The sequence below is a fragment of the Vibrio sp. SNU_ST1 genome (genome assembly GCF_030563405.1).
In the GTDB taxonomy this organism is placed as follows: Bacteria; Pseudomonadota; Gammaproteobacteria; order Enterobacterales; family Vibrionaceae; genus Vibrio.
In genome coordinates this window covers 2,444,866-2,470,241 of the sequence record NZ_CP130748.1, presented here as the reverse complement: position 1 = coordinate 2,470,241, position 25,376 = coordinate 2,444,866, and the positions used below count along the sequence as shown (strand labels likewise).

Here is a 25,376-nt window from a genome sequence, read left to right as displayed (position 1 = left end):
AACAAAACTAAAAATAAGGTCACGACCTACAACGTTTAACCGCTCGCAAATTAGTCATCTTTTAGTATTTTTTTGATATTGTCCTCATTCTGATGAGATGACTGTATCTTTATTAACCCTTGATTAATCGCATGTTTACAAGCTTCTCTTATGTTACCCGTTGCAAGGCTCGCCGCTGGTGCATTATCGATGGCTTTAAGGTACACCCATTGGCTACTGCGTTCTTTGAGACTGATTTCTCGAGCCAGATTGGTCGACATCAATAGTACATCAAGCAACTCTTGGTCGTTAATTGCGGTGTAAGCACGTGGTAAGAATGGGTAGTCAGCGATGCCCATGCGGACTGTTCGGTTAATGTTTCGCTCTGGTTCGAAGTGATTTACCCAAGATTGAATTTTCCTGAACATGGCCTCAGGTGATAGATCCCGGTCAGCATTTGGTTCGATATAAAGCAAGTTCGCATCGGAGAAATGGTAGACGCGCGCGGGGCCTTCTAGCTTAGATTTAAGGAACTCGCCGAAAGCATCTTCGAGTTCTAAACCTGCTTTATAACCGTTCTGTGTGTACATATTTCGTAAGAACGGTAAATCAATCATCACAAAGCGTAAACGGTCATTGAGTGGCTCATGAATAAGTTCACCAAGTTGCCATTGTTCGAAGTTTTGGCTGGTTTGTTCTAGTGAGTTTGATAGCTTCGCGTTCAGCATTCTTAGATTGGGAAGCTTTGAGCGTGAGTGTGTGAATAGGTCGGTACGCAGTGAATCCATTTCCGTGACTAATGTCTGAATGATGTAGCCTCGGCGTAGCACAAAGAAGAACAAGACAATACTAAATAAAAATAAGGCGAACGATATTTTCTGGAATTTATGGTGCTCAAGTTTGTATTTCTCTAATTCTTGCTCTTGACCTGCATAGTGCAGTGTTTGTTCGGCAAACTCTTTTTGTTGGCGGAATGCGTCCTCACCAACACGGTTGAGTTTTTGTTGTTCTAAAGAGACAAGGATATTGTATTGCTTGAGGTTTGCTAACGCTTGTTGTGGAAGCCCCGCTTGTTCATAACCCAAAGAGAGCAAGTAGTACGAGCGTTGCGACAGATGCATGTTTTCTACTTGACGCGAAATCTCTAGCGCACGTGTAGCATGCTTGATGACATCTTCGCTTTCCTGTAGATGGTAAGCCAACCCTGCCGATAAGAGTGCAGCGCGGCCTTCTAATTTAGGTATGTCGGAATACTCTAGCAATTCAAGGGCCCGTGCGAGATATTGCTCAGCTAGAGGGTAGTTATAAAGTCGTAAGTAAGTCGCAGATAAACTTAGACGAATATCAATGACTTGCTGGATGTCTCGGTCGGTACTCTCATGATCAAGGACATTGAAAAAGTGCACGAGGGCAAGGTTATATTTGCCTTGAAAGAAGTACACATCACCCATCTTTTTTAGTACTTGCGCTAATATGGGAGAGCTTTCAAAATTATCGTAAAAGTCAGCGGCTTGAGACAGGTGCTCTAGAGCTTTATCTAATACTTGGCGTTCAAAGAAAAGCTGTGCAAGTAGGCGGTTTACTTTAGCCAAGCGCGAACTCAGGTTACCTTCTACTGATTTCCAGTAGCCGTACAATAACTCAGATAGTGCATGGTTGTACTCTTTATGGGTAAGATAAAACTCGCCGACGGTGATGTGATAGTCAATGACGACTTTTTCTGAGTGACGCTGTTCTAGGTAAGTTTTTGCTTCTTGATAGAGTTTTTCTGCTTCCCCTATGTTGTTGTTATAAGAGGAAATGTCGGCTTTCAACATGATTAAGCGATAGGTAATCCCTTCCGTCAGGCGTAAGGTCTTATTAACCGACTCTAAGCTTGTTTCTATTTTTTTTAGCTCTGATTCTGCTTGGGCAGATTTTCTGTCCGTAAGCCAAAGTAGCCTAACTTTGAGTATTTCCAGATCCAACTTTAAATACTCAAGCTTATAGGTTTTTGCTAGCTCAGAGGCTTTGTCGATGTGCTGAATCGCAATACGAATGTTGCCTAGATTAAACTCTGCTTTCGCTAAGATCTTGTACGCATCGATACTGCTGTTTGGGGTTCTAATCGAAGAGTCGGCCTCTTCACGAGAAATAGCTGACGGGCTCTTCTCGCGTTGATCTGAAAGGATACGTAGCGTTAGGTAGCTGTTAGCCATTCGTTTTGCTTGGCTCGGTTCTATCTCAACCAAGTTATTGGCTTCATTGAGGAGCGCCGACGAATAGACCGACGCATTAACCGATGTGCTTAAGCTTAAAATGAATAGACTAACAACGTATAACCAACGCATTTCAATGTCCCTTTAAAGATTTGGTAGGTTCAAATAAGTGTGGGCGGTTCACGCCGATTATTGGCGAGCCATACGCTTATTGTGGCTTGGTCTATCTTGCTCAGTTGAACGGTATGGATTGATATCCAGACCGCCACGACGCGTGTAACGTGCAAATACGGTTAGCTTCGATGGTGAACAGTATTTCATGATGTCAGTGAAGATACGCTCAACACACTGTTCGTGGAATTCATTGTGCTCACGGAAAGAAACTAAATAGCGTAGCAGAGCTTCACGGTCAATTTGCTTACCGGAATATGCGATCTCTACGCTGCCCCAATCCGGTTGGTTGGTGATTAAGCAGTTCGACTTCAATAAGTGACTATGTAGAGTCTCTTCTACTTCTTGCTCGCCAGCTGCACCTTCAAGCAGTGACGCTTCAAAATCATAGCTCGCGATTTGGATGTCTTGATTGTCGATACAGTCACCTTCCATCGTCACGATAGTTTGGTTGGTGTAATCGGTTACTGAGTTTACATTCACAATCACAGATTCGCCTGCACATGCCGACAAATCTTGAGTTAGACGCTCAGTGACTTGATCCCAGTTTTCAAACTGAGTTTGGTTGTAGCTGTTTAGGTACAGCTTGAAAGATTTTGACTCAATCAAATTTTGGCTGGTTGCCGGAATGAACACTTCACCAACAGCCACTTGTGGTAAGCCATTGGTGTTTAGCCACGAAAGCTCGTACATCGTCCAAATATCATGACCAACAAAAGGTAACTCTCCGTTTAGCGCAAGATCATTACGATTAAGGCTACGAGGTACTGGTTGCAATAAACTTGCATCGTATTGGTTAGAGTACTCAGTTTTTTGGCCAAGGGTTAAACCCGCTAGCTCTTTTGCGTCAGAATATTTGCTCATACTTTCGTTTCAAATTCGATTAGAATGGGGTCGATTTTACTGAATCCCCATTACCCTGTCATTAAGTCATCGCTTAATCGGCACGGAAAGGGCTCGGATTCTATTTATTATTTTGTGTTTAGGAGATTTTCATGACTCAACGCGCTCAAGACGCACTACTTTCTTTCAGTCAGCGATACGTTGACGCGTGGCAGCAGCAACACCAAAGCTTACCTCGTAATGAGGAGTTAGTGGACATCGTATCGCCATGCGTAGAAGAAAAGAGTGGTGATGCCGTGTTGTGGAAACACTATCCACGTGAGCAATTCGCAGATTTCACCAATGTTGAAACTGGTATTGAGCTGACTCTGCATGAAGACGTCAAGACTTTCTACGGCGCACAATTTAGTGCGGATATGAACGCGACTTTTGATGGTAACGAACTGACTCTGTTACAGATTTGGAGTGATGAAGATTTTGAATGCCTACAAGAAAACATCTTAGGTCACCTAGTGACTCAGCGTCGTTTGAAGCTAAAACCAACGGTTTTCATTGCCGCGACTGATGCTGAACTGGATGTTATCTCTATCTGTAACCTAACGGGTAACGTGATCCTAGAGCGTTTAGGCACCAAAAATCGTGATGTGTTAGCCGAGACATTGGCAGAATTTTTAGAAAAGTTACAACCAGCGGTATAAATAGATGTACGTACTAGAACTTCAATTTGAGTGTTTTGATAACACAACGGTAAGCGCTGTCGACAAGGCAGTTAATGGCTTGATGGATGCACTTCGTTATAACGGACAAGTGTTAGGTCGTGAGTTTCCAATCGTGATGGGTGACGGCGAATTTTATGTTCGCGTTGTGTGTCCGGAGCAAGATAGCTTACACCCACGTAATCATTCAGATTTCGTCAAAGTCTGTTTCGAGCGCTTATCTGCGGCGAGTTTATTAGCGCCTAAGATGCGTCTGCTTGGCCGAGATCTTAATTCCGAAGAAGCAGCCGAAGATGAAACACCAAGTTGGCAGGTGTTATACACGACATTCGTGCATACCTGTTCACCGCTGCGCAGTGGTGAGAGCTTATTGCCGATCCCTTTGTACCGCAATCCACCGACTTTTAATGGTGACCATAAAGCCGTGTTGAAATGGCAGACCGAATGGCAGGCCTGCGATGAAGTCCAAATGGGTGGTGGTTGCCGTGCGGAGCATGCAACGTTGACCGAGATTAGCGATACCAAAAGTGTATTGTTTAAACGCGGTTGGGGTTTAAGAGGGCGCATTGAGTATCTCACTAAGATCCCAACGTATTACTACTTGTACCGTGTGGGCGGCATTAGCTTAAAAGCTGAAAAAGAGCGTAAATGTCCGCAATGTGGTGGCGAATGGCTGCTAGATGCGCCGATCCACGATATTTTCTATTTCAAGTGTGATGATTGCCGTCTGGTATCCAACATTTCTTGGGATCACCTCAAGTAATCGACTTCGTTTGATTCACCCAGAGAAGCTTTACTTTCTAGCAAACTTTCATTATTAAAAAAGGGGCTGACATTGAGTCAGCCCCTTTCGGTATCTATAAGTGTCTATTTAAGCTGATTACCAACCTTTAACTACGCCACCTTGGAAGATGTCAGAAGCTGCGTTGTATACTTCTTCAGTTTGGTATGCTTTAACGAAGTTTTGTACGTTTTCTGCATTTAAGTTGTCTTCACGAGAAACGATAAGGTTCACGTATGGAGAATCTTTATCTTCAACGAATACGCCGTCTTTTTGTGGAGTCAGATTGATAGAGCTCGCGTAAGTAGTGTTGATGATAGATAAAGTTACATCATCAAGAGAACGTGGCAGTTGAGCTGCGTCTAGTTCAACAATCGTTAGGTTCTTAGGGTTACCAACGATGTCACGAACGGTAGCCAGTAGACCTGCACCTTCACGAAGTTCAAGTAGACCTTGCTGCTCAAGAAGCAGTAGAGAACGACCTAGGTTTGTTGGATCGTTTGGTACAGCGATACGAGCACCATCTTGGATGTCGTCTACAGATTTAACTTCTTTAGAGTAACCAGCAATAGGGTAAACAAAAGTGTTACCAGCGACCGTTAGCTTGTAACCACGGTCAGCAACTTGCTGATCTAGGTACGGCGTGTGTTGGAATGCATTGATGTCGATAGAACCATCATCTAGCGCTGCGTTAGGTGTTACATAATCCGTAAAAGTGACCAGTTCAACATCCAGGCCGTATTGCTCTTTCGCGACTTTAGCTGCGACTTCAGCAACTTGTGCTTCTGCACCTGCCATTACGCCAACTTTGATCTTAGAAGTATCGACTTCTTTATCACCACAACCTGCTAGTATTAGCGCTGAAGCTGCTGCTGCAATAGTAAGTAAACCTTTAAGGTTAAATTTCATAATAATCTCCTTTTAATAAATCTATTTAATTTGTTTTAGATGACTTTACGTTTCTAATGACTAACGCTTTTAATGAATAGGCGTTTCCAATAACGCAGTCAGTCTTTATCTGTGGTCAACGCGGCGAACCAATGAATCACCGATTGATTGAATAATTTGTACCAGCACAATTAACATGACGACTGTCACAGCCATAATGGTCACATCGTAGCGGTGGAATCCGTAACGAATCGCGACATCACCTAGGCCACCACCACCCACAGTCCCCGCCATTGCCGAGTAGCTCACAAGAGTCACTAGCGTAATCGTCACTGAGTTGATGATCGTCGGCAGTGCTTCAGGAAGCAGAACCTTATTGATGATTTGTGTTGGTGTTGCCCCCATTGACTGAGCTGCTTCCACTAGACCTGTTGGTACTTCAAGTAGTGCACTCTCGATAAGTCGAGCCACGAATGGGATTGCGCCAATGGTTAATGGAACAATCGCTGCGGTTGTACCGATGAAGGTACCAATCAGCATCTTAGTGAGAGGGATGATCGCTACCATCAGAACTAAGAAAGGCACTGAACGGCCCACGTTCACAACGGCACCAAGAATTTTGTTTAGCTTGGTGTTCTCTAACAGACCACCTTTTTTAGTCGTGTGTAGAATCACGCCTAATGGAATACCGACAGCGAAACCAACGATGCCAGCAACAGCAACCATGTAAAGCGTTTCGCCCGTTGCTTCGAGTAGAAGGTTGCCATTAAGGCTGATCCAGTCAGCAATCTCGTTGAAACTAAAGGACATAACCAAGCACCTCTACTTTTACATTGTTGTCGCGTAGGAATTGGATAGCAGCATTATCATCTGCTTCGTTACCGAACAGTTCAGCCACCATCATGCCGAACTTCACGCCGCCGGCGTAATCGAGGTCAGAGCTTAAGATGCTGACATCGATATTGAATTTGCGAGCAATTTGCGTCATCAGCGGAGCATCAACCGTTGCACCAGTAAACTCAAGACGCACTAATGGGTAGCTACTGTTAACACGAGTTTCTTGCAAACGCGCTTGATAATCTTCAGGGATAGATAGGTCTAGCGTTGAGCGAATAAACTGATGTGCTAGCTCTGTCTTAGGGTGTGCGAAGATGTCGCCAACTGTGCCTTTCTCTACTAGCTCGCCACCACCAATGATCGCGACTTCGTGACAAATGCTCTTAACTACGTCCATCTCGTGCGTAATAAGTAGGATCGTGATGTGTAGCTTGCGGTTGATTTCACGTAGCAGCTCAAGAATAGATTGAGTCGTTGCTGGATCCAGAGCACTGGTCGCTTCATCACACAGTAGTACTTTTGGGTCTGAAGCTAGCGCACGAGCAATCGCGACACGCTGCTTTTGACCACCACTTAAGTTCGCAGGGTAGGTATCACGCTTATCCGATAGGCCGACAAGCTCAAGTAGCTCACTCACTTTCGCTTCAATCGCAGCTTTATCTCTACCAGCAAGCTCTAAAGGCAGTGCTACGTTGTTAAATACAGTACGAGAAGACAGCAGATTGAAGTGTTGGAATATCATGCCGATGTTACGGCGTGCTTCGCTAAGTTCTGATTTGCTGAGTTTTGTCAGGTCGATACCGTCAACAATCACTTCACCTGACGTTGGAGCTTCCAACATGTTTACACAACGGATAAGGGTACTTTTGCCTGCACCTGAAGAGCCGATGACTCCAAAGATTTGACCTTGAGGAATGTGGAGGTTGATATCAATTAAGGCATTGATTTCTTTAGTGCCTTGATAAAAAACCTTATTGACTTGATTCACTTTAATCATAGAGAAACCCGTGCAGGTAGAACAGAATAATATATTGATGACTCACTCGATTTACAGATGATGCTATGGTGTTCTATGATCTAAGTCAATAGATATTTTTACGTCTAGACGGCTAAACGCGAGTTGCGAAGTTAAACTAGAAACAAATCGTTAACGAACGCAAAACTAAATAGATAGTGATGAAGCAAATAAAGCGTGTAATAATTAATGATTAATAGAGAGTTGATAGAGAACTGAATTTTGTCTAAACCTGCTGTTTTTTTAGATCGTGATGGTGTGATTAACGTTGATCACGGCTACGTACATGATGAACATGACTTTGAATACATCGATGGTGTGTTTGAAGCGGCGAAAGCGTTTAAAGATATGGGTTATTTATTGGTGTTAGTGACCAACCAATCTGGTATTGCTCGCGGCATGTTTAGTGAAGACCGTTTTCTTTCTCTAACGCAGTGGATGGATTGGAACTTTGTTGATAACGGCGTTGAGCTAGATGGTATTTATTACTGCCCGCACCACGCTGAGCACGGTGTTGGTGACTACAAACAAGATTGTGAATGTCGTAAGCCAAAGCCAGGCATGTTCATTTCTGCGCGTGACTTTCTGAAGATTGATATGACTAACTCGGTCATGATCGGCGATAAAGCTGAAGACATGATGGCTGCAGAAGCGGCGGGTGTTGGCACTAAAGTACTGGTAAGAACCGGTAAGCCAATCACTGAAAAAGGTGAAGCGCTTGCAAGTGTCGTGCTTGACAGTATTAAAGATGTACCAGCATTCTTAAAAGGTTAAGACACTAAGTCTCTTTTACTTAGATATAAGTGTTATTCACTATATAAAGATGAGGAACGCAGTATGAAAGCATTGTTGATAGCATCTCTATGTACGGTAGCGTTATTCGGATGCTCTAAATCAGCAGCTCCTGAGACTGAGAGCGCAGCATCGGACGATCAATTCGTGACTTATCAATGTGAGTCTGACGCTTCATTTAAGGTCGCTTACCTTGGTGATGAAAAAGCGGTATTACGTTTGCCAGAGAATGAATATCGCCTCACTCAAATAGCGGCAGGTTCAGGAACGAAGTACATCTTAGATGATGGAACCTCTGAACTGATCAATAGCGTAACTTTACGCACTAAAGGTGACAATGCCCGTCTAGAACTTGGTCGTGTTATCTATAAAAACTGCCGAAAGTAGGTCATAGTTAGCGACTAGGATTTACAAACAGTTAAGTGAGGGAGTTCGCCCTCACTTTTTCTTTCTCTTCCCTTTAACGTCAGACTTTTTATGAGCAAAAAACTCACTATTCTCGATATTGCTAAGCTGTCCGGTGTTGGTAAGTCTACCGTATCTCGCGTTCTGACCAATGATCCCAAAGTAAAACCAGAAACCCGTGAAAGAGTGGAAAGAGTAATTCAAGAATCAGGGTACACGCCTTCGAAGTCTGCACAGTCGATGCGTGGTGGCAGTCAAAAAGTCATCGGTGTCATCATTTCACGTCTGGACTCTCCTTCTGAAAACAAAGCGGTAAGTACGATGCTGGCCGAGTTGTATCGAGCGGATTACGATGTCGTGATCATGGAAAGCCAGCTAGATAGAGAAAAAGCCAATGAGCATCTGCAGGTTCTCAAGCGTCGCAATGTAGACGGCATCATTGTATTCGGTTTTACTGACTGTGATATTCCTGCCATTGAAGCTTGGGAACATAAAGCGGTGGTGATTGCTCTGGATACCGAGAATGTGACGTCGATTAACTATGATAACCAACAGGTGATCAATAGTGCGTTAACGCATCTAGCAGAGCAGGGGATCTTTGAGGTTGGTTTCATTGGCGTTGATCCTAGCGACAAATCAACAGGTGAACTGCGTCTTAAGGCCTATCTAGATTGGTGTGAAAGCGCTGGAGTGATTGCCAACTACCGTACTGGCCAACTTCATCATGAAAGTGCTTATCAGCTGGTGGATGAGGTACTAACCCCTAACACCCAAGCTATAGTCTGTGCTAGTGACACATTGGCTCTTGGTGTGATCAAACGTCTGCAAGAGCGACAACGTGAAGATGTGGTCGTCACCGGCGTTGGTGGTAATGATCTTCTCTCTTTCCTATTCCCACGAGTATTTAGCATTGATCCTGGTTACCAATCTGCAGGTAAACTGGCTGCTAATCTATTGATCTCTCAGCTTTTAGGCAATTCAGATATCTCTCATCACACTCAATCTCCGATTCTATAATCCACTCAATTAAGCGAAATTGAACCGCTTAGATTAAAATTAGAGTGTGATCTCTTTCAATTAATGGGACTGTTCCCATTTCAATTTATCATTCACGTGGGCATTATAATGACTGTGATTGGGAATGTTCCCATTAATCTAAATTCGAGTGGTTATCGCTGCATGGTTTAGGTGAGTAATTGAATGAAACCAGGGTGGGGTAGTATGAGTAAGATAGCGAAGCAAGACGTTGCGCGTCTTATCGAGTTAGTCGGTGGTAAAGAAAACATTGCAAGTGTCAGCCACTGTCTGACTCGACTGCGTTTCGTATTGAACGATACAGAGCAGGCAAACAAAGCTGAACTCGAAAAATTGAAGCTTGTAAAAGGCTGCTTTACTAACGCAGGTCAATTCCAAGTTGTGATTGGCACTGAAGTTGATGAAGTGTACGCACTTCTGATTGAACAGACAGGTAAAGAGGCATCATCAAAAGATGAGGCGAAGCTGGCTGCCCGTCAAAATATGAACTTCCTTGAGCGTGGTATATCCCATTTAGCCGAAATTTTCGTACCACTGCTGCCTGCCATCATTACTGGTGGTTTGATTCTTGGTTTCCGTAATGTGATTGGCGACATTCGCATGTTCGACGGCAAAACCTTGGTTGAGATAAGCCAATTCTGGGCTACCGTTCATTCTTTCTTGTGGTTGATTGGCGAAGCGATTTTCTTCTTTCTACCGGTTGGTGTGTGTTGGGCGACGGTTAAGAAACTCGGCGGAACCCCTATTTTGGGTATCACGCTCGGTGTAACTTTAGTTTCACCACAACTCATGAATGCATACATGATAGGTAAATCGGTACCTGAGGTGTGGGACTTTGGTTTGTTCGTGATTGAGAAAGTCGGTTATCAAGCTCAGGTGATCCCTGCGATGTTAGCGGGCGTGGCTCTGGCTTTCATTGAGACCAACCTTAAGCGCATTGTACCTTCTTATCTGTACCTAGTTGTCGTGCCATTTGTCTCGATCATCTTGTCTGTGATTCTGGCTCACGCCTTTATTGGTCCATTTGGTCGTATGTTGGGTGATGGTGTGGCATTCGCTGCCAAAGTGGCAATGACAGGTGACTTCGCGATTCTTGGTTCAGTGGTCTTTGGCTTCCTATACGCACCTTTGGTTATCACGGGCATTCACCACACAACCAACGCTGTGGACTTACAACTGATGCAAGACTTAGGTGGCACACCAATCTGGCCTTTGATTGCGCTATCAAACATTGCACAAGCTTCAGCGGTTGTCGGCATCATCATTTTGAGTAAGCGCGAAGGCGAACGAGACATCTCGGTACCTGCGGCAATCTCTGCGTACTTGGGTGTGACGGAACCAGCGATGTACGGCATCAACCTTAAATACAAATTCCCAATGCTGAGCGCAATGATCGGCAGTGCCGCAGCGGCTGCAATCTGTGGTAGTGCAGGTGTGATGGCGAATGGTATCGGTGTTGGTGGCTTGCCGGGCATCTTATCGATTCAGCCTCAATATTGGTCGATTTACTTAGTTGCGATGCTGGTGGCGGTTGTATTGCCGATAACGCTGACATTGTTCTTCTATAAACGAGCACAGATGAAAGGCGAGCTAGAAACCGCCAACGCGTAACGCATTTAATAAGCGATGACTTCAAGTAAGTCATCGCTTTTTCCCTTATTTATAGCTTTTTCTTTTAGTTATAACGGCTATTCGACCATGTGAGCATGGTGATTTTTTATTTATATTTTCTGGTAAGTGAGTGTTAGAGATGGCGATGACTGAGCATGATGAAAGTTGGTGGAAAACCGCAACTATCTATCAAATCTACCCAAAGAGCTTTTGTGACAGTGGTAGCAAAGGTACTGGCGATATTAAAGGGATCATTTCGAAACTGGATTACCTTAAACATTTTAGCGTGGATGCGATTTGGCTAACCCCAGTTTACGCGTCACCCATGATCGACAATGGTTATGATATCTCCGACTACTACGCGATTAACCCTCAATTCGGCACCATGGAAGACTTCGACCTGTTACTGTCTGAAGCGCACCAACGTGGCATCCGTATCGTGATGGATATCGTGGTAAACCATACTTCAACCGAGCATGCATGGTTCCAGTCTGCATTGGGTGACAAAAACAGCCCATATCGCGACTACTACATCTGGAAAGACCCAGTAAACGGTCAAGCACCAACTAACTGGCAGTCTAAGTTTGGTGGTAATGCATGGGAAATGGATGAGGCTACTGGTCAATATTTCCTACACCTATTCGCGAAAGAGCAGGCCGACCTTAACTGGGAAAACCCGGTTGTACGCGAAGAAGTGAAAGACGTTATCAGTTTCTGGGCTGAGAAGGGCGTTGATGGTTTCCGCTTGGATGTAATCAACCTGATTTCGAAACAGCAAGATTTCCCTAATGATGATATCGGTGATGGTCGTCGTTTTTACACTGACGGCCCGCGTGTACACGAATATCTGAAAGAGATCAGCGAAGCGGTATTCCAGAAATACGGTAGCGTGACAGTAGGCGAGATGTCTTCAACAACACTGGAGCACTGTCAGCAGTACTCAAATATTGATAACAGCGAGTTATCGATGGTGTTTAATTTCCATCACCTCAAGGTGGATTACACCAATGGTGAGAAGTGGACTAGTGCGCCGTTTGATTTCTTACAGCTAAAATCGATCTTCAACCATTGGCAAACAGGTCTGAATGGTAAGGGGTGGGGAGCACTGTTTTGGTGTAACCATGACCAACCGAGAGTCGTGAGTCGCTTGGGTAACGATCAACAATATCGTGTTGAATCGGCTAAAATGTTGGCTGCTTCTGTGCACATGATGCAAGGCACACCTTATATCTATCAAGGTGAAGAGATTGGCATGACCAACCCAGGTTACACCGAGATCAGCCAGTATCGTGATGTTGAGAGTACCAATATGTACGACATCATGGTGAACCGTGATGGTGTGGCGCATCAAGATATGATGGCGATTTTAGCGCAGAAATCTCGTGATAATTCTCGTACACCAATGCAATGGAACAGTGAGCCTTACGCCGGATTCTCACAAGCTCAACCATGGCTTGATGTGGCTAATAACTACACTGAAATCAACGCCGAGCAAGCGTTGGAAGATAAAGACTCTGTATTTTACTTCTACAAGGCTTTGATTGAGTTACGTAAACAGCTACCGGTGATTACGGATGGCAGCTATCAAGATCTATTGCCTGAGCATTCATCTGTATTTGCGTATGTTCGTGAGAGTGAAGGGCAAACTCTACTGTGCATTAATAACTATTATGGTGAAGAGGCTGAATGCGTTTTACCTGAACGTTTTGAGATGGCGAAGGTTAAGAGCTTGTTGTCTAATTATCAAGTGAGCGAGAGTTTAGTGGCGTCTCATCATCAAGTTTTGCGACCTTACGAGACTCGTATTCTCTTGATTGAAGATTAGCCTTGTTTCTATTTCTATTTCTATAAGCCTAATTCTATTCCCCTTAAGAATTAGGTTGTTAAAAAGGCTTTGGAGTGCTCCCCAAAGCCTTTTTTAGTTATGCCTGGATTATCGTGCCAGGTCTGCTTGCGAGAAGCTAGAGCATAAATTGCCTGTCACGACAGAGTTGGTAATGAATGCTAGGACGCGTAATTCACCGAGTAGCGAGTTGGTTTGTGGTTCATTGCCAATACGATGTTCAATACTGCGGTGCCTAATACAGATACGGCAATCACCCAAGGTGATACAAAGAAGAACGATGCAAATAGAATACAAGCATCAATGCCCATCTGAGTTTTTCCTACCGAGATACCGTAGCGGTCTTGGATAAACAAACACAATACGTTGAAGCCACCGAGGCTTGAGCGATGACGGAATAGGATAAGCATACCTAAGCCCATTAACAGACCACCGGCAACAGCACAGTAGATCTCGTTATGAACTTCTAGCGAGATCACTAAGTATAAATGATCAGCAAACACCGAGACTAAAGCGCCAGCAATTGCACTGCTAATGGCAAAGCTACGACCAAATCGTTTCCAAGCTAATAAATAGAATGGACAGTTGGCAACAAAGTACAAAATACCAAAGGTTACAGGTAAGAATTGACTCAAAAGCAGAGCCAAGCCAGTAGTACCACCGGTAAGCAGATTTGCTGACTGCAAAAAGAAGACGCCTAACGCCACCAAAAACGTGCCAGTAAGAATGGCTACCCAATCTTCTTTACGTGAGTGTTTTTCCATCGTTTTTATAATTACCTAACCAATAAAGGCGTGCATAGTAGAGAAAAACCTTAGCTTTCGGTAGCTTGAGGTGCAAAATTAAGGTAAACCTATGTAATCTGCGTTTTACAGGGTGTAAAGCGTAAAATTGACAGTAAGCGTCATCTTTGGTTGGATAAGCTCAATAACCATGATGAATCTTATTTGTGATTATGAAAAAACTGCATGATAAAATTGCAATTAGCTCTTTCTGACCTAGATCAAATTATGTAGAATGCGTCACATCAAAACGGTGACGGAAACGTTTGCTTTCGGTCGTTGTGTGGTTTTTTTGAAACTTTCAGTACAATCTGAGTCAGGAGATACAGATGCTTAAGCGTGACATGAACATTGCTGATTACGATGCGGACCTATTCGCAGCTATCCAAGAAGAAACTCTTCGTCAGGAAGAGCACATCGAACTTATCGCTTCAGAAAACTACACAAGCCCACGTGTAATGGAAGCTCAAGGTTCTCAACTTACAAACAAATACGCTGAAGGCTACCCTGGTAAGCGTTACTACGGTGGTTGTGAGTTCGTAGATAAAGTTGAAACTCTAGCAATCGAACGTGCATGTGAATTGTTTGGCGCTCAATACGCGAACGTACAACCTCACTCAGGTTCTCAAGCAAACAACGCTGTATACATGGCACTACTGAATGCTGGCGATACTGTTCTAGGTATGAGCCTAGCGCACGGTGGTCATCTAACTCACGGTTCTCCTGTAAACTTCTCTGGTAAGCTTTACAACATCATCCCTTACGGTATCGATGAAGCAGGTCAAATCGATTACGAAGAGATGGAAGCGCTAGCTATCGAGCACAAACCTAAGATGATCATTGGTGGTTTCTCAGCTTATTCTCAAGTTTGTGATTGGGCGCGCATGCGTGAAATCGCTGACAAAGTAGGTGCTTACTTCTTTGTAGATATGGCTCACGTTGCCGGTCTAATCGCTGCAGGCGTTTACCCGAACCCAGTTCCACACGCTCACGTTGTAACAACTACAACGCACAAAACGCTTGCTGGTCCTCGTGGTGGTCTTATCCTTTCTAACGAAGGCGAAGATCTTTACAAGAAACTAAACTCAGCAGTATTCCCTGGTGGCCAAGGTGGCCCTCTAATGCACGTTATCGCTGGTAAAGCAGTAGCGTTCAAAGAAGCTCTAGAACCAGAATTCAAAGAATACCAAGCTCGCGTAGTTGCTAACGCAAAAGCAATGGTTGCTGAATTCCTAGCACGCGGTTACAACATCGTTTCAGGTTCTACAGAGAACCACCTGTTCCTAGTTGACCTAATCGACAAAGACATCACAGGTAAAGAAGCTGATGCAGCACTAGGTTCAGCTAACATCACAGTTAACAAGAACTCAGTACCAAACGATCCACGTAGCCCGTTCGTTACTTCTGGTATCCGTATCGGTTCTCCCTCTATCACTCGTCGCGGTTTCTCTGAAGCAGACGCGAAAGAGCTAGCAGGTTGGATGTGTGACATCCTAGATAACATGGGTGATGAGTCTGTTATCGAAGCAACTAAAGCGAAAGTACTAGAGATCTGTAAGCGTCTACCTGTTTATGCTTAATTTTTCTGCGTAGTAATTTGAACTTCGTTGTCGAGCATGCTTACTTACATCCGTAAGCTCCGCGTGCTCTCCTAGAGTTTCAAACGACTACTTTGAAAATGATTTTAAAGGCTCCTTTTGGGGAGCTTTTTTGTATCTGTAGGTATGAGAGTTAAGTTATCTGAGAATACAGAAAGGCGGGTACTAAAAAGGGCTAATGCTTTCGCATTAACCCTTTGTTGTTTTCTGGTATCAGCTTTACTTTTTGATGCTAAGTAGGGTGCCTGACTTACACTTGAAAGAGTAGTAGTGACGGCTTTCGTTGAATTTACCTAAGCCTTCGCCATCACAATAGTCGATGTTGATATCGCGCATGATTTCTAGCGTATCTTCACTGTTTAAGGCAAATTTAGAGCCGTCAGAGCAGACGATACGTACTCTTTCATCATGGCTTACAGAGTAGATATCGACTTCAGTATTACACAGCTCAAAAGAGGCTTCACGGAAGTTGTCTTGCTGAGTGTTTGAAGCACAACCTGCGGTAAATACGGCTGCGATAACGGCTAAAAGTCCGAGTCTTTTCATTGTTAGTCCTTCGATATCATCGAATTTAGTGATGAGTTTTATATGCTGTTTGCAGTAGCCTATACAACAACACGCTTTGATTCAAGGATCGTTGTTTGACTCTAGGCTATAAAAATATAGGCGAAAACAGATAATTTCTAATAAGTTTATTCGTCTTTGACCTATTATGTACCCGGCTAAAAAATGAAAAAAGACCAACACAGAGGTTGGCCTTTCAAAATCAAGCTTGTTCTAAATGATTATCTAAACTGTTTGGCTTCCGGAAGAAACTCAAAACCGGCAGACGCAAGTTTCGCGATCAATGCCGCTTTGTCGATTTCGTAGAAGTTAACTACTCGATCTAAATCACCACCGAAGTCGTCACGTAGCTTCATGTTGACGATGCTCATCAACATCACAGGGTCCATCTTTTCAAAGTTAGCGAGGTTCATATTAGTCCTCGAAATCTGAGATCAGTAGATTCGCTGCGGCAAATGCAGCACGATCTCTTGCTTCTTTAGGAAGAGATTCATCTGCAGCAAGGTCGTTCAATGTTTTTACCGCGCAGGTGATCGCTTTAGGGATGTAGCCTTGGTCGCCACTGCCAATTTGAGAATACAGTTCACGCACCAAATCACAACAATCGTATACTTTCATTTTTATACCTAACCAAATGATAACTGATCTCAATATACACATAGAGATAAGCAAAAACAAAGTGGATCTGACTAAGTTCAGAGTTAGTTTGTTCTTGCTCAATATCTCATTCTGTTGATGCTCAATGTATCACTTTGCTAACTTGTTACTTAGCGTGATATTTACTGATGCGCCTGATAATTACCGCTTAACTAAAGATCTGCTGTTCAAGCTGATGAGTGACTTCATCAGCTAAGTTGAGCTGCTTTGCTAACTCTTTGAGGTAAGCCTTTTCCATAAAGTTCTGCTCATCCGCTACAATCAAAGAGGCTAAGTAGATCTCACTCGCTTGTTGAGGTGACGTTGCTAATTGAGCTATTTCACTTGGGTCGAGTGGCTTGTGCAGTTCTTCAGACACCAATTTGGTCAGCTGATAATCGGCGCCCATGTTTTCGACCGCTTGCTCGATCTTTGCCATCTCTTCTTCATCAACATGCCCGTCGGCTTTGGACGCGGCAATCATCGATCTTAGAATTAGTACGCTATGGTTTGAATCGTTCTCATCAAATTGAGCCTGTTCGACATTGGGTGTTTGACCTTGTTTAGACTGGTAATCGTTGTAGACCTTATAAGCGAGGGCACCCAGTGCAGCTGCGCCACCAATACCAGCGGCTTTCTTACCCATTTTCTTGGTTTTCTTAGAGCCCATTAACGCACCTAAGAGTCCGCCGCCCACTGCGCCTGCGCCGAAGGCTCCGAGCGTGCTTTTGTTGATATTCTTACCACTGCCACCTTGAGTTAGGCCACCTAAACTCGAAGAGCCTTGGGAAAGCTTCTGAGTACCTTGTTTAACGAGATCTGACTTAAGTGCTTGGTTAAGTAAGCTTTTGATATCCATCGATACCTCCAATGTAATCGTGTCTAAAGAGTTGATGAACCCAATATACGGATTTAAAGATGAACAGGGGATTAACTTACGTTATTTACTCTACCGATAAACAGAAGGGAGTTTGAAGAGAAACGACAGGCACAAAAAAAGGCCACCTAATGGTAGCCTTTCAATGTTTATCTAGCGAGTAATCGGATTACTAAGCTAGTTGAGCTGTAAGGTGCTCGATAACCGTGTCCATAGCGATTGCTTCTTTATCACCAGTACGACGGTTTTTGTATTCGAAGTTACCTTCGTCCATGCTGCGATCACCGATAACGATAGTGTGAGGGATACCCACTAGCTCGATATCTTTAAACATAACACCTGGGCGCTCTTTACGGTCATCGAATAGTACTTCGATTCCCATAGCCGTTAATTCAGCGTATAGCTTCTCAGCTGCTTCTTTAACGCGCTCAGATTTGTGCATGTTCATTGGTACGATAGCAACTTGGAATGGTGCTAGTGCGTCTGGCCAAGTGATACCGAACTTATCGTGGTTTTGTTCGATAGCTGATGCAACAACACGTGAAACACCGATACCGTAACAACCCATTTCTAGGATCACGCTCTTACCATCAGGGCCAAGCACGTTACAGTTCATTGCTTTAGAGTAAGTATTACCTAGCTGGAAGATGTGACCAACTTCGATACCGCGCTTAAGCTGGATAGTACCTTGACCACATGGGCTTAGGTCGCCTTCAACAACGTTACGTAGGTCTTCAACTTGAGCAAGCTCAACGTCACGACCCCAGTTAATACCGAAGTAGTGCTTACCGTCTACGTTTGCGCCAGCGCCGAAGTCACTCATTACAGCAACAGAGCGGTCAACGATGAAAGGTAGTTCTAGGCCAACAGGGCCAAGTGAACCAGGACCTGCACCAACAAGTGCACGGATTTCTTCTTCAGAAGCCATCTCTAGTGGAGAAGCGACTTGTGGAAGGTTTTCTGCTTTCACTTCGTTAAGCTCGTGATCACCACGGATAATAAGTGCGATGATGTCTGCGTCTACTTCATCAGAAGCTTTAACGAATAGAGTCTTAACTGTCTTCTCGATTGCTAGACCGTGTTGCTCTACAAGTTCTGCGATTGTTTTTGCGTTTGGCGTATCAACCAGTTCCATCTCTTGAGTAGGCGCTGCCGCTTCAGTAGCTGGAGCTAGTGCTTCTGCTTTCTCGATGTTCGCTGCGTAATCTGATTCAGAAGAGAATGCGATTAGGTCTTCGCCGCTTTCAGCAAGCACGTGGAACTCTTGAGAGCCACTGCCGCCGATTGCGCCAGAGTCTGCCAATACTGGACGGTACTCAAGCCCCATGCGGTCGAATGCCTTACAGTAAGCATCGTGCATCGCTTGGTAAGACTTTTCTAAGCCTTCTTTGTCGATATCAAAGCTGTACGCATCCATCATAGAGAATTCACGTGCACGCATTACGCCAAAACGAGGGCGGCGTTCATCACGGAATTTAGTCTGGATTTGGTACAGGTTTAGAGGAAGCTGTTTGTAAGAGCTGATCTCGTTGCGTACTAGGCTTGTCACTACTTCTTCAGCTGTTGGGCTAAGAACGAATGGACGAGAGTGACGGTCTGTGAAACGAAGTAGCTCAGGACCCATCTTTTCAGAACGGCCAGTCTCTTCCCAAAGCTCAAACGGTTGAACTACGGGCATCAAGATTTCAACGGCACCTGCATTATCGATCTCTTGGCGAACGATATTTTCGACTTTACGCAGTACACGTAGACCAGTAGGTAGCCAAGTATATAAACCTGAAGCTAGCTTACGGATCATACCTGCACGTAGCATCAGCTGGTGGCTGATAACTTCTGCGTCGTTTGGAGTCTCTTTCAGAGTAGAAAGAAGGTAGTTACTGGTACGCATTCTATGGTATCCGTTTCATCATTGATAAAAGAAAATTTGCTATGGTTAATGACGACAGCAAATCTGATATAGCCGCATATAATATCAGCCTATTTGGGATCTCAAAAGCGTTCAATGTCAGTTACATTGATGAAAAGCGTTTCAACAACGAATTTCACGTTAAGATCGAACAAATTTACCGCATATTCCTTGTTGTCAGGTTTACCTTTCTTATAGGCTGGGCGAGGATCTTGGCCTAGTACTTCTTTGATTACCTGAATGATATGGTGTGCCTGCGGGTGACCAGACAGCTTATTTTGGGCTTGTTGTGAGAAGTTCACATCTAACACTTCAGGTTCATCGGCGGCAAACCCTCCTAGTGCATCGGGAATTGAATCTGAGTAGGGGATATAAGGTTTGATGTCGATGATCGGTGTGCCGTCAACGAGATCAACACTGCCCAAGTCCAACCAAGTTTGTCCCTTTTCTTGAGATACACCTTTGAGTTCAACTGCAGACATACCAATTCCATTCGGTCTGAATGTAGCACGAGACGCGAAGACACCGATGCGTTCATTGCCGCCAAGTCGAGGTGGCCTAACGGTTGGTTTCCATCCTGCTTCAAGGTTCTTATCGAATAAAAACAATAACCACACATGGCTAAATTGTTCAATGTCACGAACAGACTCAAGGCAGTTCGCTGCTTCAACTAGCCTGACTCTTGAGGCAGAAGTGGGTACTAACCTAGGCTGCCTTGGCACAGCGAACTTCTCTTTATAAGGAGACTCAATAAAGCCAATAGGTTCAATGGAGTACATGAGTGGACGTTCTCTAATTACGATCTATGGTGGAAAAATATCATAAAATCGCTTGTTTTTCTTTTGATAATAATTATCATTTGGGACGTTATAACATATCAATTTGATTATTTAGGGAAATACAATGAAACCGAATATCCACCCGGATTACCGCACAGTGGTGTTCCACGACACTAGTGTTGATGAGTACTTCTTGATTGGCTCAACGTTGAAAACAGAGCGTACTATCGAATGGGAAGATGGTAATACTTACCCCTATTTCACGATTGAAGTGTCTGCAAAATCGCATCCTTTCTATACAGGTAAACAGAGAGTGCTACATAAAGAGGGACGTGTTGCTAACTTTACTCGTCGTTTTGGTCAATTAGGTAAGGGAGCTAAATAATGAAAGTTGTTAAATCACTTAAAAGTGCGAAAAGCCGTCACCCAGATTGCCAAATAGTAAAGCGTAGAGGCCGTCTCTATGTCATCTGTAAATCCAACCCGAGATTCAAAGCGGTTCAAAAATAGTCAGTCAATTTGATGTGACATGAGTGTAAAAACGAAGGGAAAGTCAAACTTCATTCATTTGTCTGTTTTTCTTTTCCTTCGAGAGGAACTTTGCAGGAGAGTATGTGTTCATTTAGCGTACGATGTTTCTTATTTGTCACTTTATCAATAACTTACAAGTGCAGGTATAAATCGAATGAATGTATCCATACCAATTATAAATCTAACTTTTGTGTTTTAATTGGAGTTATTTGCTAATTTTTTGTTTTTATTAAGTTAATAAGAATGATTTGTTACACACTTTGTAACATTTACGATTTCTAATTAACCCTTTTGTCGAGTAATCTGCGCGGGCAATTTAAACATCTTTGTCACAATTGCACAGGAATCACTACAAGGAGGGAACTGATGAGTTCATCAGCTTCAATAAAAAACAATTCGCCTAAAAAACCTATTTTTACTCGCTTTTTAGATGGCGTTGAATATTTGGGGAACCTATTACCCCACCCAATCACTCTTTTCGCAATCTTCTGCTTAGCAATCCTCGTTACTTCAGGTATTGCTGGTTACTTCGAAGTGTCTGTTATGGACCCTCGACCAGAAGGTGCTAAAGGTCGTGCTGCTGACGGCATGATCCACGTTGTAAGTCTGCTTAACGCAGAAGGTTTACAACTTATTGTGACTAACTTAGTTAAGAACTTTGTTGGTTTTGCTCCACTAGGTACTGTACTTGTTGCTATGCTTGGTGTAGCGATTGCTGAACACTCAGGTCTACTATCTGCTGCAATGCGTGGCATGGTAATGGGTGCTTCTAAGCGCATGGTTACAGTAACGGTTGTGTTTGCAGGTATTATCTCTAATACAGCATCAGAGCTTGGCTATGTGGTACTTATTCCACTAGCAGCAATGCTTTTCCATTCTTTAGGTCGTCACCCTCTTGCTGGTCTTGCTGCGGCATTCGCTGGTGTGTCAGGTGGTTATTCTGCAAACTTACTTATCGGTACGGTTGATCCACTGCTTTCTGGTATTACAGAGACAGCGGCACAGATGATAGACCCGTCTTACACGGTTGGTCCTGAGTCAAACTGGTACTTCATGTTTGTTTCTACTTTCTTCATCGCGATTACTGGTGCATTTGTAACTGAGAAGATTGTTGAACCTAAGTTAGGCAAATACAACGACGAAGAAGCTTCTGAAGATTTATCAAATGATTCGATGGGCAGACTGACGGATGTTGAGAAGAAAGGTCTAAAACTAGCAGGTATTGCTGTATTGGCTGTTTCTGCACTTCTCGCGTGGACTATCGTTCCAGCTGACGGTGTTCTACGTTCAGCGTCTGGTACGGTTTCGGGTTCTCCATTCCTGAAGAGTATTGTTGCGTTTATCTTTGTATTCTTCGCTATTCCTGGTTTTGTTTACGGTAAAGTTACTGGTTCAATGAAGAACGATCGTGACGTGATCAATGCGATGGCAACGTCTATGTCTTCAATGGGCATGTACATTGTTCTTGTATTCTTTGCTGCACAGTTTGTTGCTTTCTTTAAGTGGACTAACTTTGGTCAAGTAATCGCTGTTGGTGGCGCTAGCTTCTTACAAGATATCGGTCTTACTGGCCCAATGTTGTTCTTCGCGTTTATCCTAATGTGCGGCTTCATTAACCTAATGATCGGTTCGGCTTCTGCTCAGTGGGCAGTAACAGCACCTATCTTTGTACCTATGCTAATGCTTGTTGGTTACGCACCAGAAACGATTCAAGCAGCTTACCGTATCGGTGACTCAACGACGAACATCATTACACCAATGATGAGCTACTTCGGTCTTATCCTTGCCGTAGCAACTCGCTACATGAAGAACCTTGGTATCGGTACACTGATCGCGACAATGTTGCCATACTCAATCTGCTTTATGTTCGGTTGGAGCATCTTGTTCTACCTATGGGTGTTCGTATTTGGTCTTCCAGTAGGCCCAGGTGCAGCAACGTTCTACACGCCGTAGTAACGTTAGTACAAGTCATATTGTTCGATTTTAAAGCCTGCCTCGTGCAGGTTTTTTTTGATCGAAAGTATGGTGTACCAATCACGGAGAGTGATCTGAAAGAGTGTAGAAAAGGGGATGATTTTAAAAGAAGAGATGGTGACAAGATGGATAATCAATACCCCGTTAAAGTAACAAGTAACAAGAACGGAGTATGTCGACAAATATATCTACAGGTTCACAGTTATGGCTATGAACGAATATCAATATTTCTTAATGATTAACGCTTTGCTAGCAGGCGATCGAGGTGGTTTGCGAACTCACGACGGTCGGTTTGAGAAAGGGCGCTTGGTCCACCCGTTTGGATGCCGCTTGAACGCATGGTATCCATAAAGTCACGAATGTTGAGGCGCGCTTTGATGGTTTCTTTGGTGTAGAGCTCGCCACGAGAGCTGAGTGCTTGACCACCTTTGGTGATCACTTCATCGGCGAGAGGGATATCGGATGTAATCACGAGATCACCGGGTTCAGTGCGTTTTACGATTTCATCATCTGCAATATCAAATCCGCTCGGCACTTGAATTGAGTGGATGTTATTGCGTTTAGGAACGGGAACCAAATGGTTTGCCACAAAGGTACATTCAACCCCAGTGCGCTCAGTTGCGCGTACGATTGTTTCTCGGATAACCTTAGGACAAGCGTCCGCATCAACCCATATTTTCATAGTGTTCTATTTCTCTGTTAGCTTATTTATCTGTCAACGTACTGCTCGGTTAACTTATTGTTCAGTTAACTTATTACTCAGTTAATTTGGCTTCAAGCGTGGCAACACGAGCAGTAAGTTCTAGGATTTGCTTTTCCAGTTGGCTAACACGATCGAGTGCTGGCTCTTCTTGTGTCGCGACTTCAACTTTAGGAACGCGATTCGCGCTTTTCCAGCTCTTGATAGTTGTGATTAAAGCGGGCATCGGAACCGATGTACTCATACGAGCTTTCACTAACGCAACGGTCGGCTCTTTACCTTGTGCTTGCAGTCCTTCAAGCACTGATTTCAACTCTTCAGACACATCTTTTGTCAGCATGTTGACCTCCATTTTTAGTCTTTGGTCATTTTACTCGCTCCGGTGGATGATAGCGAATCATAAAACATCCCATGGCTTGTGAGAGATCTCTTACAAAGGCTGTGAGATAACACGAATACATCGCTAGAGAGATTGAGGTGCATATGATTAAGTGGTTGATTTTTTGTTGTTTTATATAATTAACAACTTTTATGAATTCAAAGTGTGATGCAAATCTATTGTCCCAAATCGTAAATCGCGTAAATTAAACCTTGTCGGAAGGATTCTGACACGGAACAGGAAAGCACCAAGGATTTGGTTATCTTCAGGATGAAGATTTGGTTACTTAGGATTGAGTAGTCAAGCATGGAGCGTAAGGACATTGTAGGGATACAGTCAGTTAACAGGAAGTTAGCTGCAACGGAATGACAATGGACACCTTTAGGATTAAAGGGTTGGATTAGCATCAGGACGATGTAAAGGACACCGCTCACGGAACAAGTGATGTGCGCTAACTAGGATTGTTAGCTTTCAGGATGATTGGACACCGCTAGGACGGCGAAGTAAAGGAAAGAGCTGAAGGATTACAGCCACTATTATGGATGATGCATGGAGCATTAATTAGTAGCCGGACTGCTGCGAGTAAGACCCTAGCCCTGACACTTCGGTGTCGGGGCTTTTCTTTATCTGAGGCTTATCTTCTATCTAGGGGGCTCTTTAATTCAGGAGCTTTTATGTAAGATCGCGACATCCGCTTTTCTGCTAATGGTCAACACAAGGAGTGTTTTATGACGATAGCAACCTCAAGAACGCTGTTGGTACCTTATACCGAACAGCTACAACACGACTTTATCAAGTTGAATTGCTGCCCCGTTAATCGTTCTGAAATGAATGGGCCGCACTCTATTGCCTCTGCGAAGCTCTTATTTCAAGAGATACTGCAAGACAACGTCGGCTTCTGCCGCGCTATCATCCACAACCAAACCCGTGAATATCTTGGACATGTCTTTATTTCATCAGAAGAGGGTAGGCATGAGCTTGGCTTTATTTTGGATAAAGAGTATTGGAATCACGGCTTTGCTAGTGAGGTGCTAAAACCATTTTTAAGTTTGGTGTGTTTTGAAGAGCGCCTAACGAATGTTGTTGCGACTGTGAATATCGGCCACAACCCATCGATTAAGTTATTAGAAAAACTAGGATTTGAATTTAAGGAAACCAAACAAGATTCGTTTGGCCCTTATCATGAATATAGCTATAACGCGCACTGCGACGTTACATTCTATGAGGCTGTAGCTCAAACTGCATAGAGCGGAAGCCAACCATGGTCAGTTTACCTTGGTATAGGTCATCACCTAACGCTGAAAATTCAAATTGGTACACAGTATGCCAGCGCCAAATAGTGGTTAACTCATGGCGCATCTTAAGCTTATGACCACTGAAAGCGACACTTAATAATTGTAGGTCTAGCTCTTTACACTTTCTCGCAATGGCAGCCTTCGCAAGCTCGGATTGCCTGCGCTGCTGCCAAAACAGAAAGCAAAAGAAGCACAGAAACAAAATAGCCAATAAGTTATCTATCATTTAATCCATACTTCC

At 43.8% G+C, this 25,376-nt stretch carries 27 protein-coding genes; 12 read left to right on the top strand and 15 right to left on the bottom strand.

What is annotated here, in order from left to right:
- Positions 1 to 50 precede the first annotated feature (50 nt).
- Together Q5H80_RS10775 and queF are read right to left on the bottom strand one after the other, a co-directional pair.
- Positions 51 to 2,309: a tetratricopeptide repeat protein gene (locus Q5H80_RS10775; RefSeq protein ID WP_304564739.1), complete on the bottom strand. Its 2,259-nt coding sequence runs from the start codon at positions 2,307 to 2,309 to the stop codon at positions 51 to 53.
- A 57-nt stretch (positions 2,310 to 2,366) separates the two neighbouring features.
- A complete protein-coding gene (queF, locus tag Q5H80_RS10770; protein ID WP_304564738.1) occupies positions 2,367 to 3,212 on the bottom strand; it encodes an NADPH-dependent 7-cyano-7-deazaguanine reductase QueF in 846 nt (281 codons plus the stop codon).
- 131 nt (positions 3,213 to 3,343) lie between these two features.
- Here queF and syd point away from each other — a divergent pair, with 131 nt between their 5' ends.
- Both syd and Q5H80_RS10760 read left to right on the top strand, forming a co-directional pair.
- Entirely contained in the window at positions 3,344 to 3,889 is a 546-nt protein-coding gene (gene syd / locus Q5H80_RS10765; RefSeq protein WP_009847453.1) for a SecY-interacting protein, read from the top strand.
- A 4-nt stretch (positions 3,890 to 3,893) separates the two neighbouring features.
- Entirely contained in the window at positions 3,894 to 4,670 is a 777-nt protein-coding gene (locus tag Q5H80_RS10760; RefSeq protein ID WP_304564737.1) for a Zn-ribbon-containing protein, read from the top strand.
- Positions 4,671 to 4,787: 117 nt separating this feature from the next.
- On the opposite strand, the gene metQ is transcribed toward Q5H80_RS10760, so the two are convergent.
- The 3 genes from metQ to metN all read right to left on the bottom strand — a co-directional run bounded on the left by metQ (position 4,788) and on the right by metN (position 7,410).
- Positions 4,788 to 5,597 carry a methionine ABC transporter substrate-binding lipoprotein MetQ gene (metQ, locus tag Q5H80_RS10755; RefSeq protein ID WP_304564736.1) on the bottom strand — a complete coding sequence of 270 codons (810 nt, stop codon included), beginning with the start codon at positions 5,595 to 5,597 and terminating at the stop codon, positions 4,788 to 4,790.
- A gap of 105 nt (positions 5,598 to 5,702) precedes the next feature.
- Positions 5,703 to 6,386, bottom strand: coding sequence for a methionine ABC transporter permease (locus tag Q5H80_RS10750; protein WP_009847449.1), 684 nt, complete (start codon positions 6,384 to 6,386; stop codon positions 5,703 to 5,705).
- Positions 6,376 to 7,410, bottom strand: coding sequence for a methionine ABC transporter ATP-binding protein MetN (gene metN, locus Q5H80_RS10745; protein WP_017096798.1), 1,035 nt, complete (start codon positions 7,408 to 7,410; stop codon positions 6,376 to 6,378). The genes Q5H80_RS10750 and metN overlap by 11 nt, the downstream gene beginning before the upstream one ends.
- A 240-nt stretch (positions 7,411 to 7,650) precedes the next feature.
- On the opposite strand from metN, the gene gmhB reads away from it, so the two are divergent.
- The 5 genes from gmhB to treC all read left to right on the top strand — a co-directional run bounded on the left by gmhB (position 7,651) and on the right by treC (position 13,096).
- Positions 7,651 to 8,202, top strand: coding sequence for a D-glycero-beta-D-manno-heptose 1,7-bisphosphate 7-phosphatase (gmhB, locus tag Q5H80_RS10740; RefSeq protein WP_304564735.1), 552 nt, complete (start codon positions 7,651 to 7,653; stop codon positions 8,200 to 8,202).
- Positions 8,203 to 8,265: 63 nt separating this feature from the next.
- Positions 8,266 to 8,607 carry an MliC family protein gene (locus Q5H80_RS10735; protein ID WP_304564734.1) on the top strand — a complete coding sequence of 114 codons (342 nt, stop codon included), beginning with the start codon at positions 8,266 to 8,268 and terminating at the stop codon, positions 8,605 to 8,607.
- Positions 8,608 to 8,697: 90 nt separating this feature from the next.
- Positions 8,698 to 9,642, top strand: a complete 945-nt coding sequence (gene treR / locus Q5H80_RS10730) for a trehalose operon repressor TreR (RefSeq protein ID WP_304564733.1) — start codon at positions 8,698 to 8,700, stop codon at positions 9,640 to 9,642.
- Between the two features lie 204 nt (positions 9,643 to 9,846).
- Positions 9,847 to 11,271 (top strand): PTS trehalose transporter subunit IIBC, encoded by a 1,425-nt coding sequence (gene treB / locus Q5H80_RS10725; RefSeq protein WP_304564732.1) that lies wholly within the window; start codon positions 9,847 to 9,849, stop codon positions 11,269 to 11,271.
- Positions 11,272 to 11,410: 139 nt separating this feature from the next.
- Positions 11,411 to 13,096 (top strand): alpha,alpha-phosphotrehalase, encoded by a 1,686-nt coding sequence (gene treC, locus Q5H80_RS10720; RefSeq protein ID WP_304564731.1) that lies wholly within the window; start codon positions 11,411 to 11,413, stop codon positions 13,094 to 13,096.
- A gap of 179 nt (positions 13,097 to 13,275) precedes the next feature.
- Here treC and Q5H80_RS10715 read toward each other — a convergent pair whose 3' ends face one another.
- Positions 13,276 to 13,878: a YitT family protein gene (locus tag Q5H80_RS10715; protein WP_304564730.1), complete on the bottom strand. Its 603-nt coding sequence runs from the start codon at positions 13,876 to 13,878 to the stop codon at positions 13,276 to 13,278.
- A gap of 347 nt (positions 13,879 to 14,225) precedes the next feature.
- Here Q5H80_RS10715 and glyA point away from each other — a divergent pair, with 347 nt between their 5' ends.
- Positions 14,226 to 15,476: a serine hydroxymethyltransferase gene (gene glyA, locus Q5H80_RS10710; RefSeq protein WP_017084166.1), complete on the top strand. Its 1,251-nt coding sequence runs from the start codon at positions 14,226 to 14,228 to the stop codon at positions 15,474 to 15,476.
- A gap of 237 nt (positions 15,477 to 15,713) precedes the next feature.
- On the opposite strand, the gene Q5H80_RS10705 is transcribed toward glyA, so the two are convergent.
- The 6 genes from Q5H80_RS10705 to tsaA all read right to left on the bottom strand — a co-directional run bounded on the left by Q5H80_RS10705 (position 15,714) and on the right by tsaA (position 20,256).
- Positions 15,714 to 16,040 (bottom strand): hypothetical protein, encoded by a 327-nt coding sequence (locus Q5H80_RS10705; RefSeq protein ID WP_009847438.1) that lies wholly within the window; start codon positions 16,038 to 16,040, stop codon positions 15,714 to 15,716.
- Between the two features lie 239 nt (positions 16,041 to 16,279).
- Positions 16,280 to 16,471, bottom strand: a complete 192-nt coding sequence (locus tag Q5H80_RS10700; RefSeq protein ID WP_010436438.1) for a DUF4250 domain-containing protein — start codon at positions 16,469 to 16,471, stop codon at positions 16,280 to 16,282.
- Position 16,472: 1 nt separating this feature from the next.
- Positions 16,473 to 16,676, bottom strand: a complete 204-nt coding sequence (locus tag Q5H80_RS10695; RefSeq protein ID WP_009847436.1) for a YaeP family protein — start codon at positions 16,674 to 16,676, stop codon at positions 16,473 to 16,475.
- Positions 16,677 to 16,863: 187 nt separating this feature from the next.
- Positions 16,864 to 17,553 (bottom strand): tellurite resistance TerB family protein, encoded by a 690-nt coding sequence (locus Q5H80_RS10690; protein ID WP_304564729.1) that lies wholly within the window; start codon positions 17,551 to 17,553, stop codon positions 16,864 to 16,866.
- A 190-nt stretch (positions 17,554 to 17,743) separates the two neighbouring features.
- Complete coding sequence (locus Q5H80_RS10685) at positions 17,744 to 19,459, bottom strand: proline--tRNA ligase (RefSeq protein WP_304564728.1); 1,716 nt, start codon at positions 19,457 to 19,459, stop codon at positions 17,744 to 17,746.
- A gap of 101 nt (positions 19,460 to 19,560) precedes the next feature.
- On the bottom strand, positions 19,561 to 20,256 hold the full coding sequence (gene tsaA, locus Q5H80_RS10680; RefSeq protein WP_304564727.1) for a tRNA (N6-threonylcarbamoyladenosine(37)-N6)-methyltransferase TrmO: 696 nt from the start codon (positions 20,254 to 20,256) through the stop codon (positions 19,561 to 19,563).
- Between the two features lie 124 nt (positions 20,257 to 20,380).
- Between tsaA and Q5H80_RS10675 the strand changes: the two genes are divergently transcribed.
- From Q5H80_RS10675 to Q5H80_RS10665, 3 genes are all read left to right on the top strand, one after another.
- Entirely contained in the window at positions 20,381 to 20,641 is a 261-nt protein-coding gene (locus tag Q5H80_RS10675; RefSeq protein ID WP_004734366.1) for a type B 50S ribosomal protein L31, read from the top strand.
- Positions 20,641 to 20,766: a type B 50S ribosomal protein L36 gene (gene ykgO / locus Q5H80_RS10670; protein WP_009847431.1), complete on the top strand. Its 126-nt coding sequence runs from the start codon at positions 20,641 to 20,643 to the stop codon at positions 20,764 to 20,766. Before Q5H80_RS10675 ends, ykgO begins: the two co-directional genes overlap by 1 nt.
- A 387-nt stretch (positions 20,767 to 21,153) precedes the next feature.
- Positions 21,154 to 22,740: an AbgT family transporter gene (locus tag Q5H80_RS10665; protein WP_009847430.1), complete on the top strand. Its 1,587-nt coding sequence runs from the start codon at positions 21,154 to 21,156 to the stop codon at positions 22,738 to 22,740.
- Between the two features lie 259 nt (positions 22,741 to 22,999).
- Here Q5H80_RS10665 and Q5H80_RS10660 read toward each other — a convergent pair whose 3' ends face one another.
- Both Q5H80_RS10660 and Q5H80_RS10655 read right to left on the bottom strand, forming a co-directional pair.
- Positions 23,000 to 23,443, bottom strand: coding sequence for a YaiI/YqxD family protein (locus Q5H80_RS10660; RefSeq protein WP_304564726.1), 444 nt, complete (start codon positions 23,441 to 23,443; stop codon positions 23,000 to 23,002).
- A 73-nt stretch (positions 23,444 to 23,516) separates the two neighbouring features.
- Entirely contained in the window at positions 23,517 to 23,801 is a 285-nt protein-coding gene (locus Q5H80_RS10655; protein ID WP_017093239.1) for a hypothetical protein, read from the bottom strand.
- Between the two features lie 767 nt (positions 23,802 to 24,568).
- Between Q5H80_RS10655 and Q5H80_RS10650 the strand changes: the two genes are divergently transcribed.
- Positions 24,569 to 25,087 carry a GNAT family N-acetyltransferase gene (locus tag Q5H80_RS10650; RefSeq protein ID WP_304564725.1) on the top strand — a complete coding sequence of 173 codons (519 nt, stop codon included), beginning with the start codon at positions 24,569 to 24,571 and terminating at the stop codon, positions 25,085 to 25,087.
- Here the strand turns inward: Q5H80_RS10650 and Q5H80_RS10645 are convergent.
- Entirely contained in the window at positions 25,053 to 25,361 is a 309-nt protein-coding gene (locus Q5H80_RS10645; protein ID WP_304564724.1) for a DUF3301 domain-containing protein, read from the bottom strand. The two genes, Q5H80_RS10650 and Q5H80_RS10645, sit on opposite strands and share 35 nt — an antisense overlap.
- Positions 25,362 to 25,376: the final 15 nt, after the last annotated feature.